Origin of the sequence: Leucobacter chromiireducens (genome assembly GCF_003917135.1) — a bacterium.
GTDB classification, from domain to species: domain Bacteria; phylum Actinomycetota; class Actinomycetes; order Actinomycetales; family Microbacteriaceae; genus Leucobacter; species Leucobacter chromiireducens_A.
In genome coordinates, this window is the sequence record NZ_RPDI01000011.1 from 83,165 (window position 1) to 97,709 (window position 14,545).

Consider the following 14,545-nt stretch of genomic DNA (forward strand, 5'->3'; position numbering starts at 1 on the left):
GAGGCGCAGAGGCCCCGTGCGATCTGTTGTTTGTGAGGAGAGCACATGACAAAGACGTTGATGCCCGCTGCGAAGCGCGGCGGGTCTCTCAAGCGGAATCTCGGGCTGTGGGCGATCGTCGGCCTTGGCCTCGGCTACATGACTCCGACCGTGGTCTTCGACACCTTCGGCATGGTGGCACGAGACACGAACAATGTCGTGCCGCTCGCGTACCTCGTCGCGCTCATCGTGATGGTGTTCACCGCGGTCAGCTACGGCAAGATGGCCGGGGCGATCCCGAGCGCCGGCTCCGCGTACACGTACGTGAAGGAGTCGATGCACCCGAACGTCGGCTTCATGGTCGGCTGGACCTCGCTCATCGACTACATGCTCCTGCCGATGGTCAACTGCCTCATCATCCGCAGCTACCTCGAAGCAGTGTTCCCCGGCATCCCCGGCTGGATCTGGGTGGTGCTGTACTGCATCCTCGTCACCGGCGTCATCTACCTCACGATGCGCGGCACCTCGAACATCAACATGATCCTGCTGGTCTTCTCGATCGTCGTCATGACCGTCTTCGTCGTGATGGTGTGGGCGCAGCTCGCCGGCGGCGAGGGTGTCGGCACGGTCGCCTCGATGCAGCCCTTCATCCACGATGGGGTCACCATGGGCGCCGTGCTCATGGGCGCCACGATCGTCTGCTTCTCCTTCATCGGCTTCGACGCCGTGACGATGTACGTCGAGGAGGCGAAGAGCCCGAAGATCGTGCCGCGGGCTATCCTCCTCACCGTCGTGCTGGGAGGCGCGATCTTCCTGATCGCCGGCTACTTCACGCAGCTCCGCTTCCCGGACTGGAACGTGTTCGCGCCCGGCGGGGACATGCAGTACGTCGAGGACTCGACCCTGCCGCTCATCGGTGACTTCGTCGGCGGCCCCGTGCTGCAGGCCGTGCTCACCGCCGCGGGCTTCGCGGCGACGCTCGCTTCGGGCCTCGCCTCGCACGCTTCCGTGTCGCGCATGCTGCTCGTGATGGGCCGCAACAACGTGCTCCCGAAGAAGTTCTTCGGCTACATCAACCCGAAGACGCACACCCCCACCTTCAACATCGTGCTCACCGGCGCGGTGTGCCTCCTCGCGATCGCGTTCACGCTCGAGATGATCGCCGCGTTCATCAACTACGGCGCGCTCATCGCGTTCACCTTCGTGAACCTCTCGGTGATCGCCTGGTTCGCGATCCGCCAGGGCCGCCGCAAGACCCCCGGCGACATCTTCAAGTTCATCATCATGCCGGGCATCGGCACGGCGCTCACCGGCGTGCTGTGGGCGAACCTCCACGCTGACGCGCTGATCGGCGGCATCGCCTGGACCCTGATCGGCCTCGCCTACCTCGTGTTCCTCACGAAGGGCTTCCGCCAGAAGGTCGCCGGCTTCGACGAGAGCCAGCCGGTGACCGGCTACAACAAGGTGCCGGTCGACGAGCTCGACTAGGTTCCGTGTGCACGCAGCGGCCCCCGCGGAGTGATCCGCGGGGGCCGCTGCGTGCATGGAGGCGGGAGCCTACGCCGGGATGGGGATCTCGCCCGTCGCCTGCGCGGAGCGCGCCTCGCGCGCCGCGGCGCGTGCGTCCCGGTCCGCGCGCCGGCGCACGGGATCGAAGAGCGGCAGCGTGATCCCGCACAGCGGTCCGATCAGCAGCGCGAAGGCGACCGTGCCGAGGCCGACGTTGCCTCCGAGCAGCCAGCCGATCAGCAGCACGGTGAGCTCGACACCCGTGCGGCCGATCCAGAGCGGCGTGCCGAAGCGGGCGTGGATCCCGGTCATGAGGCCATCGCGCGGGCCGGGGCCGAGGTGCGCGCCGATGTAGATGCCGCTCGCGACGGCGAGCAGCACGAGCCCGGTCGCGAAGAACGCGATGCGCGCCCACAGCGCCTCGGGGGCCGGGAGCAGCCACAGGCCGAGGTCGATGCCCGGGCCGACGAGCAGGATGTTGAGGATCGTGCCGAGGCCGGGGCGCTGGCGGAGCGGGATCCAGAGCAGCAGCACGCAGAGCCCGATGATGTTCGTGAGAATGCCGATGCTCAGCCCGGTGTGCAGGGCGACGCCCTGCGCGAAGACGGTCCAGGAGTCCACGCCAACGGCGGCGCGAATCATGAAGGCGTCCGCGATGCCGTAGAGGAGGAGACCGGGGATGAGACGTGACAGTCGTGCAAACATAGTGATCAGTCCACTTCATTTTGGCCTGGTGCTCAAGATGCCAATCCGCGTATAGTGGCCCCATGATCGCGCAGCGCCTCACCGCACGCCGCCTCTCGCACCTGCTCGGCGAGTGGCGCGGCTCCGGCCACGGCTACGAGGAACTGAGCGACAGCATCGGGCTGCTCGTGCGCGATGGGGCCATCACCGCGGGAACCGCGCTGCCCGCCGAGCGGCCGCTCGCCGAAGCGCTCGGAGTGAGCCGCACCACGGTCGCGGCCGGATACCGCCGCCTCCGCGAGAACGGCACCGCGCTCTCGCGGCGCGGATCCGGCACGGTGGTGCGCGCGCCGCGCCCCGAGCCGGGGCTCGCGCTGCAGGAGCCGGGGGGAGCGCCGCGGATCGATCTCTCCACCGCCTGCCCGGCCGCCTGGGCCGGGCTTCCCGAGCTGGGCGCGCGCGTCAGCTCCGAGTTCCCCGGACTGTTCGCGCAGCCGGGGTACGACACCGTCGGGCTGCCCGAACTGCGGCAGGCCATCGCCGAGCGCTTCACCCGGCGCGGGCTCCCCACCTCGCCAGAGCACATCATGGTGACGCTCGGCGCGCAGCACGCCATCTTCCTCATCGCGCGCACCCTGCTCGCGCGCGGCGACCGCGCGCTCATCGAATCGCCCAGCTACCCGCACGCGCGGGAAGCGCTCGCCGCAACCGGGGCGCTCGTCGCCGAGCTGCCGGTCGGGCCACGCGACTACGACGCCGCGTCGATGCTCGACATCGCGTCGCGCGTGGCGCCTCGCCTCGCCTACCTGATCCCGGACCACCACAACCCGACCGGGCTCAGCATGCCGCGCGAGCTGCGCGGCCGCCTCATCCACGCGCTGAGCGCCGCCGGCACGCACGTGATCGCCGACGAGACCACCGCGGAGCTCGTGCTCGGGGAGCAGCGCCTCATCGAGCCGTTCGCGGCGGCGGCCGAGCTGCCGCACCAGCGCGACGCGATCATCACGGTCGGCTCCCTCGGCAAGACCGTGTGGGGCGGACTGCGCGTCGGCTGGATTCGGGCGACGCCCGAGCTGATCGGCCGCCTGGAGGCGGCGCGGCGCGTCAGCGATCTCGGAACGGGGGCCTGGGAGCAGGCCACGGCGGCCCTCGCGCTGGAGCACTACGACGAGGTGCTCGCCGACCGGAGCCGTGAGCTCACCGTGAAGCATCGCCTGCTCACCGAGCAGCTCGCGGCACGGCTCCCCGGCTGGGCGGCGAGCCCCGCGGTCGGCGGCGTGTGCACCTGGGTGGACATCGGCGAGCAGCGGAGCACCGCACTGAGTCGCGAGGCGGCGCGGCGGGGCGTGCGGCTCACGCCGGGGCCGCGCTTCGGGAGCCCAGGCGTCTTCGAGCGCTTCGTGCGCCTCCCGTTCACCGCGCCCGAGGCCGAGCTGCTTTCCGCGGTCGACGTGCTCGCTGCGGCGCGCGGGGCCGCGCCGGCCGCCGCCCCCGTGCGGCACGAGGCCGAAGCGGTCATCTGATCCCGCGCGGTCCGCTGCGGGGAAGCGATGCCGGAGCAGGGGTGTAGGGCAGTAGACTCGGGGATCATGCTCGAACTTGATTTCAGCGCCCGCATCCGTTCGCTGCGCGCGACCTACGCCGACATCGCCGCCGTGATCGACCTCGACAAGCTCGATCGCGAGATCGCCGAGCTCGAGGAGCAGGCCGCGGCCCCCGACCTGTGGGACGACCCGGCTGCCGCCCAGCAGGTGACGAGCGGGCTGTCGCACCGCCAGGCGCGTGTGAAGCGCGTGCGCGGCGTCGAAGCGCGACTCGACGACCTCGAGGTGCTCGTTGAGCTGGCGCTCGAGGCCGAGGACGAGGACTCCGCGCGCGAGGCGACGGAGGAGCTCGCAGCGCTCGAGGCCGTCGTGCAGGACCTTGAAGTGCAGACCATGCTCTCGGGGGAGTACGACGAGCGCGCGGCCGTCGTGACGATCCGCTCGGGCGCCGGCGGCGACGATGCGACCGACTTCGCCGAGATGCTGCTGCGCATGTACCTGCGCTGGGCCGAGCACCGCGGCTACCCGACGAAGATGATGGACACGTCGTACGCGGAGGGCGCCGGGATCAAGTCGGCCACCTTCGAGGTCGACGCACCCTACGCGTTCGGCACGCTCTCAGTGGAGGCCGGCACGCACCGCCTCGCGCGCATCAGCCCCTTCGGCTCGGCGGACAAGCGCCAGACCAGTTTCGCCGGCGTCGAGGTGATCCCGCTCCTCGAGGAGGCCACCGAGGTGGAGATCCCGGAGAACGAGATCCGCGTCGACGTGTACCGCTCGTCTGGTCCGGGCGGCCAGTCGGTCAACACCACCGACTCTGCGGTGCGCCTCACGCACATCCCGACCGGCATCGTCGTCTCGATGCAGAACGAGAAGTCGCAGATCCAGAACCGCGCTGCCGCGATGCGCGTGCTGCAGACGCGCCTGCTCCTGCTGCAGCGCGAGCAGGAGGCCGCGAAGAAGAAGGAGCTCGCCGGCAGCGTCACCGCGAGCTGGGGCGACCAGATCCGCTCGTACTTCCTGTACGGCCAGCAGCTCGTCAAGGACCTTCGCACCGGACACGAGTCGTCGCAGCCCGACGCGGTGTTCGACGGTGATCTCGACGGCTTCATCGCGGCCGGCATCCGCTGGCGCTCGCTCAGCAAGGACTAGTGCGGCGCGGGGCAGGCGCGCGCAGCGTTCGCCTCCCCGAAACCTGGCGGTCACCGCGTGTCCCAGCGCGCCTGCAGCGTCCGCGCGCGCGGGAGGCGTAGGGTCGAACTGTCATGATCCTCTTTGAGAACGTCACCAAGAAGTACCGGGGCACCGCGAAACCAGCGCTCGACGGTATCGACCTGCAGGTCGACCGTGGCGAGTTTGTGTTCATCGTTGGCGCGTCCGGTTCGGGCAAGTCGAGCTGCCTGCGCCTGATCCTGCGCGAGGACCAGCCGAGCAGCGGCACGATCCACGTGCTGGGGCAGGACCTCAGCAAGATCTCCTCGCGGAAGGTGCCGTATTTCCGGCGCAACCTCGGCACCGTGTTCCAGGACTTCCGCCTGCTCACGAACAAGACCGTGTACGACAACGTCGCCTTCTCGCTGCAGGTGATCGGCAAGTCGCGCGGCTTCATCCAGGAGGCCGTGCCCGACACGCTGGAGCTCGTCGGCCTCGCGAACAAGGCGAAGCGCTTCCCGCACGAGCTCTCGGGCGGCGAGCAGCAGCGCGTCGCCATCGCGCGCGCGATCGTCAACAAGCCGGCCATCCTGCTCGCGGACGAGCCGACCGGCAACCTGGACCCGGCCACGAGCCTCGGCATCATGCAGCTGCTCCGCGCCATCAACGCGGCGGGCACCACGGTGGTCATGGCCACACACGAGGCCACCTTCGTTGACATCATGCAGCAGCGCGTGGTCGAGCTGTCCCAGGGCGTCATCGTGCGCGACGAGGTGGGCGGCGGCTACGGCGAGACCGCGTCGATCCCGGTCGCCGACCTCTCCGCCGCTGGCGTGCAGGTGCTCCGCACCACCGAGGCCGTGGTGCGCGCAGCGCTTGCGCCCGAGGAGATCGCACGCGCGGCGGCGGCAGCGACCGCGGGTGCCGCGGCGCTCGCTGGCGGGGCTGCCACGGCGACGGAGAGCGCGGAGACGGCGCAGGATCCGGCTGAGCAGGTTCCGGCAGTGCTGGATCAGGCTGAGCAGGATCCGGCTGAGCAGGATCCGGCTGAGCAGGATCCAGCAGTGCTGGATCAGGCCGCGGCTCCCGATCCTGCCGCGCCCGAAGTGCCCGAGCCGCGCGGCCCCGAGGCATCGGTGTTCGAGGAACCGCAGCCGTTCGGCCCCATCGACGAGGAGATCGACGGCACCGACCTCGATCAGACCGTGCGCGCCGACGCCGGCCCGCAGGCGAAGCGGATCCCCGCCTTCCTCGATCCGGGACGGCCGCTCGATCCCATTGAAATGTCCGAGACCGGCAACCTCGCCGCGCACCTCGGGCTCGACCGCAACGACGACGATCAGACAGATGTGGGGCCGGTGCGATGAGGGTTGGACTCGTACTCGGCGAGGTCTGGAACGGCCTGCGCCGCAACATGTCGGTGGTCATCTCGGTGATCCTCGTGACGTTCGTCTCGCTCACCTTCGTCGGCGCCGCGATCATCATGCAGCTGCAGGTGCAGCAGATGAAGACGTTCTGGTACGACCGCGCCCAGGTGGCGGTCTACCTCTGCACCGACGCCGATCAGAGCGCGACGTGCTCGGGCACCGACGCGGGGGAGGAAGAGATCGCCGCGGTGGAGGCCGCGCTGAAGTCTGACACGCTCGCCCCGTACGTCCAGGACTTCTTCTTCGTGACCCACGAGGAGGCGTACGAGGAGTTCACGAAGCAGTTCGAGGGCAACCCGATCGTGGACATCACGAAGCCCGAGCAGCTGAACCAGACGTTCTGGGTGAAGCTCACCGATCCCTCGCGATCCGACATCATCACGGAGACCTTCACCGGGATCCCCGGCGTGCAGAGCGTGTCCGACCAGCGCAGCCTGCTGGACCGGATCTTCCTGTTCCTCGGGGTGGCGAGCTACACGGCGATCGCGATCGCCGGCCTCATGCTCGTCGCCGCGATGCTGCTGATCTCGACGACGATCAGGCTGTCCGCCTACTCGCGGCGCCGGGAGATCGGGATCATGCGACTCGTCGGCGCATCGAACCGGTTCATCCAGACCCCGTTCATCCTGGAGGGCATCATCGCCGCACTGATCGGCGCGGTGCTCGCGAGCGCCGCCTCCGTGGCGATTGTGAAGTTCTTCGTGCAGGGCTTCCTCGTGAAGGAAGTGCCGTTCACGAGCTACATCACCGTCGAACAGTCGCTCGTGGTGCCCCCGATCCTGATCCTCGTCGGCGTGCTGCTCTCCGCGATCGCGGCGAAGATCGCGATCACGCGCTACCTCCGCGTGTAGCGGAGCGGCGGCGAGACGCCAGGATCGCCTGGATTGCCTGGATTGCCTGGATCGCCTGGGGAGCGCGAGGTGCGGTGCATCTCGCGCTCCGCTAGGCTGGATCCTTGCGCGCGCTGGCTGCGCGCTGGTCGAAAGAGCCGCGCACGACCCGCACCACCCGAGAGAGGATGTGACCATGCCAAAGGAGACCGGCGAGAAGCTGATCGCCTCGAACAAGAAGGCCAGGCACGAGTACCACATCCTCGACACCTACGAGGCCGGGATGGTGCTCACCGGAAGCGAGGTGAAGTCGCTCCGCATGGGACGCGCGTCGCTCGTCGACGGCTACGTGTTCATCGAGCGCGGGGAGGCCTGGCTCGACGCGGCGTACATCCCCGAGTACCTGAACGGCTCGTGGACGAACCACGCGCCGCGCCGCAAGCGCAAGCTCCTGCTGCACCGCCAGCAGATCGACAAGCTGTACCAGAAGACCCGCGAGGGCGGCATGACGATCGTGCCGCTGCGCCTGTACTTCCTTGACGGCCGCGCGAAGGTGGAGATCGCCCTCGCGAAGGGCAAGAAGGAGTACGACAAGCGGCAGACGCTGCGCGAGCGCCAGGACACCCGCGAGGCTGAGCGCGCGATGCGCCAGCGCAACCAGATGGGCGACTAGCTCGATGCGGTGCGGTGCCGAGCGGTCGGGGCGCTGATGTCGGCGCCAGTGACCGGCTCCGCCGGCGACCGCGGGCTGCGCGTCCGCAAGGATCCCGATGAGCGGCGCGAGGAGATCCTCGCCGAGGCCGCGCGCATCGCGCTGGCCGATGGCCTCGAGCGGATCACGCTGCGCGAGGTCGCCGCGGGGCTCGGGGTGCGTCCCGGACTGATCGGGCACTACTTCCCGGCGGTTGGGGAGCTCGTCGGGGCGGCGTTCGCGCGCGCGGTGTCGCGCGAGCGTGATCGGCTCTTCGAGAGCTCGGGATCCCCGCTGGCCAGGCTCGCCGAGTTCGTCGCCCGCGCGGAGAGCCCCGAGGCGCGGGTGCTCGGCCGGCTGTGGCTGAACGCGCGCCACCTCGCGCGGTTCCAGCCGGCGCTCGCCGACGCGATCGCGCAGCAGGAGCGGCTCGACGAGGAGCGGCTCGTCGCGCTCATCGAGGCGGGGAACTCCGCGGGGGAGTTCGCCGCGCCGGATCCCCAGGCCGCGTGCGTCCGGATCTGGATGGCGGTCGACGGGCTTGGGGCCTACGCGAACAGCCCCGCCGTGAGCGAGGACCCCGCGTACGGCGGCTTCGTCGCCGATGTGTGCCAGTGGTCGCTCGGCCTGCGTGATCCGCTGTGAGCGGAGTCTGGGCGGCGGGGCATCGGCGGTGCTAGAATGAGTGTTCCGGCGTTCGCGCCGGGTGACAATTCCACAGTGTGATGCGAATACCCCAAGTGTGCGCCGCGTGCGGTGACACAGGGGGCCGATCGGATTCGACACGTCGATTTGAGACTGTGAGAAGCGGGTCGAGGACGCGGAGTTATCTCGTTAACGCCCTTCGCAAACAATAGGTGCAACTTCTAAGCGCACCGACTTCGCTCTCGCTGCCTAAGCACGAGACCGAGTCCGTCAGGCCGGGTGTGCCTTCGCCCCGGTTTCCTGGCGTCATCTAGAGGGCTTGCTCGCACGCTGAGTCTCAGGGCGTGTGGGGACTTTTTCTGAGGCTGGGCCTGTCGTACTAGGTGTTCGTGACACAGTGCGGGGCCGAGTAGAACGCTTGCACGAACTACACCCGTAGAAGGCATGGAATCATCGAAGTGGACCGGGGTTCAATTCCCCGCGGCTCCACCAGTGTTCGCATCACACCATGGAATGACCGAGGGCCCCAGATCGCTGATCTGGGGCCCTCGTGTGTGTGGCGGCGTGCGCGCTGCGCGGCGCGCGGCCGGTGCCTATGCGGCCTCGGCGATGGAGAGCACCTCGTCGATGAACAGCTGCCACCCCTCGAGGGTCGCGGCCTTCTGCTCGTGCGGGAAGTCGGGGGTCTCCTGCGTGAGGTGGATCGACGCGCCGCCGTCGGCCGGCATGATCCCGATCGAGACGGGTGCCTGCGGCGAATCGGGGCCGGGCTCGTCGGTGAGGGTGAACGTGAAGCGGTGCGGCGCGTCGACCTCGACGAAGCGGCCCTCCCAATCGATGGTGTTGCCATCGGGCAGGATCATCGTGGCCGCCCAGGTGCGGCCCACCTCCGCGGTGAAGTCGAGCCGGTCGGCGGGGACCTCGACGTCGGGGCCGCCGAACCAGCGTGCGAAGGACTCGGCCTCGCTGAACGCCGCGAAGACCGCCGCCGGCTGGGCGGTGGTCGTGCGATCGATCTCGATGCCTGCTGCGGTGACTCCGGTCATGGGGGACTCCGATCGTCGGGGTGTGGTGAGGCGAGCATAGCGCGCCGGTGCCGTCCGCCACGCGTCCCCCGGCGGATCGGGGTCACTCCGGCAGGGTGTCGGGCCCGTTCGCTGCGCGACACCCTGCCGGAGTGACCCCGATCCGGGGGCGGGGGTGGGGAGGGGGATCTCGGGGCGGCGGGGTCAGCCGGCCGGGCGCTCGATGCCGAAGAGCGCGTGCGCAGCCGCCTGCGCCTCATCCGCGCGGCCCGCGCGCGNTGCCGAAGAGCGCGTGCGCAGCCGCCTGCGCCTCATCCGCGCGGCCCGCGCGCGCGAGCGCTCGGAGACGGGTGGTCGGCTCATGGAGCAGGCGGCCAGTGAAGCGGCGCAGCGCCGCCTCCACCTCGGCGGCAACGGCGTCAGCCTCGGCGTCCGCGCCCGGCGTCGCCGAAGCCGGCTGCCCCCTGCGCGCGCGGCACAGCTCGTCCTCCAGGATGCTGAGCACGTGCCCGCGCAGCGTGCTCACGGTCGGGGCGATCGCGCGCTCGGCCTGATCGGTCGCGAACTCGGCGGCCGCGGCACGCACGAGCGAGCGCGCCTCGGCCTCGGCGCTGAGCTCGGGGATCGGGATGTGGCGTGCCACCGTGTCGAGATCCAGCAGCTCGATCCCGGGCAGCGCGCCCACCTCCGGGGCGATGTTGCGCGGCATGCCGAGGTCGAGCAGCAGCCGCTCCTGCGCGGTCGGGTGGGCGAAATCGGCGGCGCTGAGCAGGGGATCCTGCGCCGCGCTGCACGCGACGACGAGGTCGGCAGCAGCGAGCGCCTGCGTGACGGCGTGCGGGGCGACCGCGGTGAGCCCGTGCGAATCGGCGAACGCCTCGGCCCGCCCGGACGGCGAGTGCACGCTGATGCTGCGCGCCCCACGGTCGCGAAGCGCTGCGACGGTCGCGCCAGCGTATGCGCCGGTGCCGATGAGCACCACCTCGGCGTCCTCCCACGCGGCGATGCGCCGCTCCGCGAGGACGAGCGCGAGCCGCACGAGCGACTGGCCGGCCTCGCGCACGCCGGTGCGCTCGCGGACGGCGCGCGAGGTGCGCGTCGCGGTCTGGAACACGCGCTCGAGCCGGTCGGTGACCGTCTGCGCCGAGCGCGCCGCCGAGTGCGCGCGGCGCACCTGGCCGGCGATCTCCTCCTCGCCGAGCGCGGCGGACTCGAGCCCGCTCGCGACCGCGAACAGGTGCTCGGCGGCGGCGACGTCGCTCGCGACGCGCGCGGCGGCGGCGAGCTCGGCCTCGGGCAGATCGGCCACCCTGGCGAGCCGGCCAAGCGCTGCCGCGGCGAACTCCGGGGCGTCGTGCCCCGCATCGAGGTACAGCTCGAAGCGGTTGCAGGTGGCGAGCACCACCGATCCCGCGCAGAACTCAGCGAACTCGGAGGTGATCTCCGCTTCGCGGCGCGCGACGGCCTCGCGCATGGGGAGCGCTGAGCCTCGGTGGTCCAGAGAGAGGGCGAGCAGCATGGCGGCTTCCTGATCGAAGTACAGTGGTCCGGTGGGGCCGACATGCATCGTATCGGACACATCTGATCTTTCACATCAGATGTGTGGGGTACCATCCAGTCTGATGAACGTGCAGCCAGCCTCCGCCGAGCCCACCACCCGCGACACCGTCCACACCGTGCCGGGGGATCCGGGGGCGCCGTCCCCCCTCCCCGCCGAGCACCCGCTCGTCACGGGCCGCACCGCGAACGCGCCGCTCGTGCGCGCGCTGCGCGGCGACCGCCCCGAGCGCACACCCGTGTGGTTCATGCGCCAGGCCGGCCGCTCCCTGCCCGAGTACCGCGAGATCCGCGCGACGACCCGGATGCTCGACGCGTGCCTCGATCCCGAGCTGGCGAGCGAGATCACGCTGCAGCCGGTGCGCCGCCACGGCGTCGATGGCGCGGTCTTCTTCAGCGACATCGTGGTGCCGCTGCTGCTCGCCGGGGTGGACGTCGACCTCGTCGCCGGGCGCGGCCCGGTCTTCGCGCAGCCCGTGCGCACGGCCGAGGATGTCGCGTGGTGCCGCGCCGAGTTCACGCCCGAGCGGCTGCGCGCGGCGATCGGGCCGATCACGGACGCGGTGCAGCGCACGGTCGCGGAGCTCGGGGACACCCCGCTCATCGGATTCGCCGGCGCCCCGTTCACGCTCGCCGCGTACCTCGTCGAGGGCGGCCCATCGCGCGACCACCTGCGCGCGCGGACGCTCATGCACGCCGACCCCGACACCTGGCGCGAACTCCTCGCCTGGACGGCCGAGCTGAGCGGCGAGTTCCTCGCGGCGCAGGTGGCCGCTGGCGCGAGCGCCGTGCAGCTGTTCGACTCCTGGGCCGGATCGCTCGGCGTCGCCGACTACCGCGCGCACGTCGCGCCGGCCTCCGCCGCAGCGCTCGCCACGGTGCGCGAGCTGCGCGACCCGGCCGGGCAGCCCCTGCCGACGATCCACTTCGCCGTGGGCTCCGGGCACCTGCTCGAGGCGATGGCGGAGCTCGGTACCACCGCGCTCGGCGTCGACTGGCGCACGCCGCTCGACGAGGCCTCGGCGCGCCTGGGGGACCGGCTGCCGCTGCAGGGGAACCTTGACCCGGCCTTCCTCGGCGCTCCCGAGGCGGTGCTGCGTGCCGAGCTCGCCGAGGTGCTGCGGCGCGGGCAGCGCGCGCCCGGGCACGTGCTGAACCTCGGCCACGGCGTGCCGCCCGAGGCGGACCCCGATGTCCTCACCCGCATTGTCGAGCTCACACATGCCAGCTGACCCGGCGGCCACCCCCGCAGCCGCGCGCGCCGCACTCCGCGTGAGCGTGGTTGGCGGCGGCGTGTCCGGGCTCGTCGCCGCGCTCGAACTCGCGCGGGCGGGTGCCGCGGTGACCGTGCTCGAGGGCGACACGCGGTTCGGCGGCCGCATCGCGAGCGCCGAGCTTGCCGGGCGCACGGTCGACATCGGCGCCGAGGCCTTCGCGACGCGCGGCGGCCACGTTGCCGCGCTGCTGCGGGAGCTGGGGATCGCCGAGCAGTGCGCCGCCCCAGCGCCGCTCGGCTCCTGGCTCGTTGCCGCGGCGGACGGGGCCGCAGCGCCCCTACCGCCAGCGGGGACGCTCGGGATCCCTGCCGCGCCGCTCGCGCGGGCGACGCGGCAGGTGCTCGGTGCGCGCGGCACGCTCCGCGCAGCGGCGGAACCGCTGCTGCCGGCGCGAGTCGGGCGCGACAGCGCGACGATCGCTGAGCTGGTGCGCGCGCGCTCGGGATCGGCGGTGCTCGAGAAGCTGGTGCGCCCCGTTGCGCTCGGCGTGTACTCTGCCCCGCCCGAGCGGTTGCCGCTCAGCGTGCTCCCCGGCCTCGAAACCGAGCTGCGGCGTACGGGCTCGCTGACCCGCGGGGCGCGTGCCCTGCGGGGACGCACGAGCGCAGCCGGCGGCGCCGTTGCGACCCTGCGCGGCGGGATGACGACGCTCGTGACCGCGCTCACCGACGCCGTGCGCGGCGCCGGCGGTGAGCTCTGCACGGGTTCGCCGGTCGCCGCGCTTGACACCGCCGGCCAGGGCACCGAGCGCGGCATCGCGGTGCTCGACGCGGCCGGGCGGGAGATCGCGCGCGCGGACGCCGTGGTGCTCGCGGTTCCGGAGTCGGCCGCGCGCGCCATCCTCGGCGCGCCGGGCGAGCAGGAGACCGAGAGCACCGTCGAGGTGATCGTGCTCGCGCTCGATCGCGCGCACGAGGCGGTCGCGCCGCTCGTGCGCGCCCCGCGCGGCACCGGGGCGCTCGTGAACGCCGACGCAGGTGCGCCCGGCGGGGAGCCGGCGCAGCCGCTGATCACCGCGAAAGCCCTGACCCACATCTCCAGGAAGTGGCCGCACGCCACGCACCGGGACACCGAGCTTGTGCGTCTCTCCTACGGGCGCGACGGCGCGGCCCCAGCGACGCGCGAGCTCGACGACGAGGCCGCGCTCGGCCTCGCGCTGCGCGACGCCGGAGCGATCCTCGGGGCGCGGCTCCCGCGCGACGCGGTCCAGGGGATCGCGCGCCACGTCTGGCGGATGCCGGCGCGCGGCGAGCGCGCAGCGCTGATCCCGCCCGCCGGGGTGCTGCTCGCGGGCGACTGGTGCTCGGGCGCCGGCTTCGCCGCCGTGATCCCCGCGGCCCAGCGCGTTGCGCGCGAACTCCTCACCGCGCACGGCGTGTGCGCGCACACCGTTCCAGCCGCGCCGCAGCGCACGGCGCACCCCGACCCAGCCACGGAAAGGCCCCACGAGTGATCTCCCAGCCCGACGCCACGCACCACACCTCCTCAGGGGACGCACGCCGCGCCGTGCCGCGCGGCCGCGTGTACCGCGCGCCAGGCCAGGAGGCGGCGCGCCCCGGCCTGATCCGCGTCGGCACGCGCGGCAGCCGGCTCGCGATCGCGCAGACCACAACGGTGTCCGAGGCGATCGCCGCGGCGACCGGCTGCGACGTGGCCCTCGTGACGATCACCACGCACGGCGATGTCTCCCGCGAGTCGCTGTCGCAGCTCGGCGGCACCGGCGTGTTCGTGAGCGCGCTGCGCGAGGCGCTGCTGGCCGGTGAGTGCGACCTCGCCGTGCACTCGCTGAAGGATCTGCCGACCGGGCCGTGCCCCGGCATCCGGCTCGGCGCGATCCCCGAGCGCGCCGACGCGCGCGACGCCCTGTGCGCGCGCGATGGGCTCAGCCTGTCCGAGCTGCCGGCCGGCGCGAACGTCGGCACCGGCTCGCCGCGGCGCGCGGCGCAGCTGCGCGCCGCCCGACCCGATCTCGCCGTGCACGACCTCCGCGGTAACGTCGATACGCGCCTCGGCCGGGTGGGCGGCGACCTCGACGCCGTGGTGCTCGCCGCGGCCGGGCTCGACCGATCCGGCCTCGCCGACGCGATCACCGAGCGATTCCCGCTCGCGACGGTGCCGACCGCCCCGGGGCAGGGGGCGCTCGCCATCGAGGCGCGCGAGAGCGACCGCGGGGTCGCGCACCTCGAGGCGGCGCTCGCGGCGCTCGACGACGCGGAGGCCCGCGC

13 protein-coding genes and 1 other RNA gene are annotated in these 14,545 nt (G+C 71.9%); 11 read left to right on the plus strand and 3 right to left on the minus strand.

What is annotated here, in order from left to right; genetic code table 11:
• Window positions 1–45: 45 nt before the first annotated feature.
• Complete coding sequence (locus EGM46_RS07365; RefSeq protein WP_206427531.1) at window positions 46–1,467, plus strand: APC family permease; 1,422 nt, start codon at window positions 46–48, stop codon at window positions 1,465–1,467.
• Window positions 1,468–1,536: 69 nt separating this feature from the next.
• Here the strand turns inward: EGM46_RS07365 and EGM46_RS07370 are convergent, their stop codons facing one another.
• Window positions 1,537–2,193: a YczE/YyaS/YitT family protein gene (locus tag EGM46_RS07370; RefSeq protein ID WP_125099506.1), complete on the minus strand. Its 657-nt coding sequence runs from the start codon at window positions 2,191–2,193 to the stop codon at window positions 1,537–1,539.
• A 62-nt stretch (window positions 2,194–2,255) separates the two neighbouring features.
• Here EGM46_RS07370 and EGM46_RS07375 point away from each other — a divergent pair, with 62 nt between their 5' ends.
• From EGM46_RS07375 to ssrA, 7 genes are all read left to right on the plus strand, one after another.
• Window positions 2,256–3,695, plus strand: a complete 1,440-nt coding sequence (locus EGM46_RS07375; RefSeq protein ID WP_125099507.1) for a PLP-dependent aminotransferase family protein — start codon at window positions 2,256–2,258, stop codon at window positions 3,693–3,695.
• A 66-nt stretch (window positions 3,696–3,761) separates the two neighbouring features.
• Entirely contained in the window at window positions 3,762–4,868 is a 1,107-nt protein-coding gene (gene prfB, locus EGM46_RS07380) for a peptide chain release factor 2 (protein WP_125099508.1), read from the plus strand.
• Window positions 4,869–4,981: 113 nt separating this feature from the next.
• A complete protein-coding gene (ftsE, locus tag EGM46_RS07385) occupies window positions 4,982–6,235 on the plus strand; it encodes a cell division ATP-binding protein FtsE (protein WP_125099509.1) in 1,254 nt (417 codons plus the stop codon).
• Window positions 6,232–7,146 carry a permease-like cell division protein FtsX gene (gene ftsX, locus EGM46_RS07390; protein ID WP_125099510.1) on the plus strand — a complete coding sequence of 305 codons (915 nt, stop codon included), beginning with the start codon at window positions 6,232–6,234 and terminating at the stop codon, window positions 7,144–7,146. Before ftsE ends, ftsX begins: the two co-directional genes overlap by 4 nt.
• Window positions 7,147–7,321: 175 nt before the next feature.
• Window positions 7,322–7,798 carry an SsrA-binding protein SmpB gene (smpB, locus tag EGM46_RS07395; RefSeq protein WP_125099511.1) on the plus strand — a complete coding sequence of 159 codons (477 nt, stop codon included), beginning with the start codon at window positions 7,322–7,324 and terminating at the stop codon, window positions 7,796–7,798.
• Between the two features lie 36 nt (window positions 7,799–7,834).
• Window positions 7,835–8,461 (plus strand): TetR family transcriptional regulator, encoded by a 627-nt coding sequence (locus tag EGM46_RS07400; protein WP_125099512.1) that lies wholly within the window; start codon window positions 7,835–7,837, stop codon window positions 8,459–8,461.
• A 120-nt stretch (window positions 8,462–8,581) separates the two neighbouring features.
• Window positions 8,582–8,953: a transfer-messenger RNA gene (ssrA, locus tag EGM46_RS07405) on the plus strand.
• Window positions 8,954–9,054: 101 nt separating this feature from the next.
• Here the strand turns inward: ssrA and EGM46_RS07410 are convergent.
• Together EGM46_RS07410 and EGM46_RS07415 are read right to left on the minus strand one after the other, a co-directional pair.
• Window positions 9,055–9,507: an SRPBCC family protein gene (locus tag EGM46_RS07410; protein ID WP_125099513.1), complete on the minus strand. Its 453-nt coding sequence runs from the start codon at window positions 9,505–9,507 to the stop codon at window positions 9,055–9,057.
• Window positions 9,508–9,742: 235 nt separating this feature from the next.
• The gene (locus tag EGM46_RS07415; protein ID WP_431194070.1) at window positions 9,743–11,053 is read right to left on the minus strand and encodes a glutamyl-tRNA reductase; all 1,311 of its coding nucleotides are present in this window, start codon (window positions 11,051–11,053) and stop codon (window positions 9,743–9,745) included.
• Between the two features lie 55 nt (window positions 11,054–11,108).
• On the opposite strand from EGM46_RS07415, the gene hemE reads away from it, so the two are divergent.
• The 3 genes from hemE to hemC all read left to right on the plus strand — a co-directional run.
• Complete coding sequence (hemE, locus tag EGM46_RS07420; protein WP_125099514.1) at window positions 11,109–12,275, plus strand: uroporphyrinogen decarboxylase; 1,167 nt, start codon at window positions 11,109–11,111, stop codon at window positions 12,273–12,275.
• Window positions 12,235–13,773, plus strand: a complete 1,539-nt coding sequence (locus EGM46_RS07425) for a protoporphyrinogen/coproporphyrinogen oxidase (RefSeq protein ID WP_125099515.1) — start codon at window positions 12,235–12,237, stop codon at window positions 13,771–13,773. Before hemE ends, EGM46_RS07425 begins: the two co-directional genes overlap by 41 nt.
• Window positions 13,774–13,841: 68 nt before the next feature.
• A partial coding sequence (gene hemC, locus EGM46_RS07430) for a hydroxymethylbilane synthase (protein WP_125099528.1) occupies window positions 13,842–14,545 on the plus strand: 704 nt, incomplete at its 3' end.

What these genes read in the sequence shown, in the direction of transcription:
- EGM46_RS07375 (WP_125099507.1), top strand. Translation starts at nt 2,256, where the DNA reads ATGATCGCGCAGCGCCTCACCGCACGCCGCCTCTCGCACCTGCTCGGC.
- ftsE (WP_125099509.1), top strand. Translation starts at nt 4,982, where the DNA reads ATGATCCTCTTTGAGAACGTCACCAAGAAGTACCGGGGCACCGCGAAA.
- ftsX (WP_125099510.1), top strand. Translation starts at nt 6,232, where the DNA reads ATGAGGGTTGGACTCGTACTCGGCGAGGTCTGGAACGGCCTGCGCCGC.
- EGM46_RS07370 (WP_125099506.1), bottom strand. Translation starts at nt 2,193, where the DNA reads ATGTTTGCACGACTGTCACGTCTCATCCCCGGTCTCCTCCTCTACGGC.
- EGM46_RS07410 (WP_125099513.1), bottom strand. Translation starts at nt 9,507, where the DNA reads ATGACCGGAGTCACCGCAGCAGGCATCGAGATCGATCGCACGACCACC.
- smpB (WP_125099511.1), top strand. Translation starts at nt 7,322, where the DNA reads ATGCCAAAGGAGACCGGCGAGAAGCTGATCGCCTCGAACAAGAAGGCC.
- EGM46_RS07425 (WP_125099515.1), top strand. Translation starts at nt 12,235, where the DNA reads ATGTCCTCACCCGCATTGTCGAGCTCACACATGCCAGCTGACCCGGCG.
- EGM46_RS07365 (WP_206427531.1), top strand. Translation starts at nt 46, where the DNA reads ATGACAAAGACGTTGATGCCCGCTGCGAAGCGCGGCGGGTCTCTCAAG.
- hemE (WP_125099514.1), top strand. Translation starts at nt 11,109, where the DNA reads ATGAACGTGCAGCCAGCCTCCGCCGAGCCCACCACCCGCGACACCGTC.
- prfB (WP_125099508.1), top strand. Translation starts at nt 3,762, where the DNA reads ATGCTCGAACTTGATTTCAGCGCCCGCATCCGTTCGCTGCGCGCGACC.
- EGM46_RS07400 (WP_125099512.1), top strand. Translation starts at nt 7,835, where the DNA reads ATGTCGGCGCCAGTGACCGGCTCCGCCGGCGACCGCGGGCTGCGCGTC.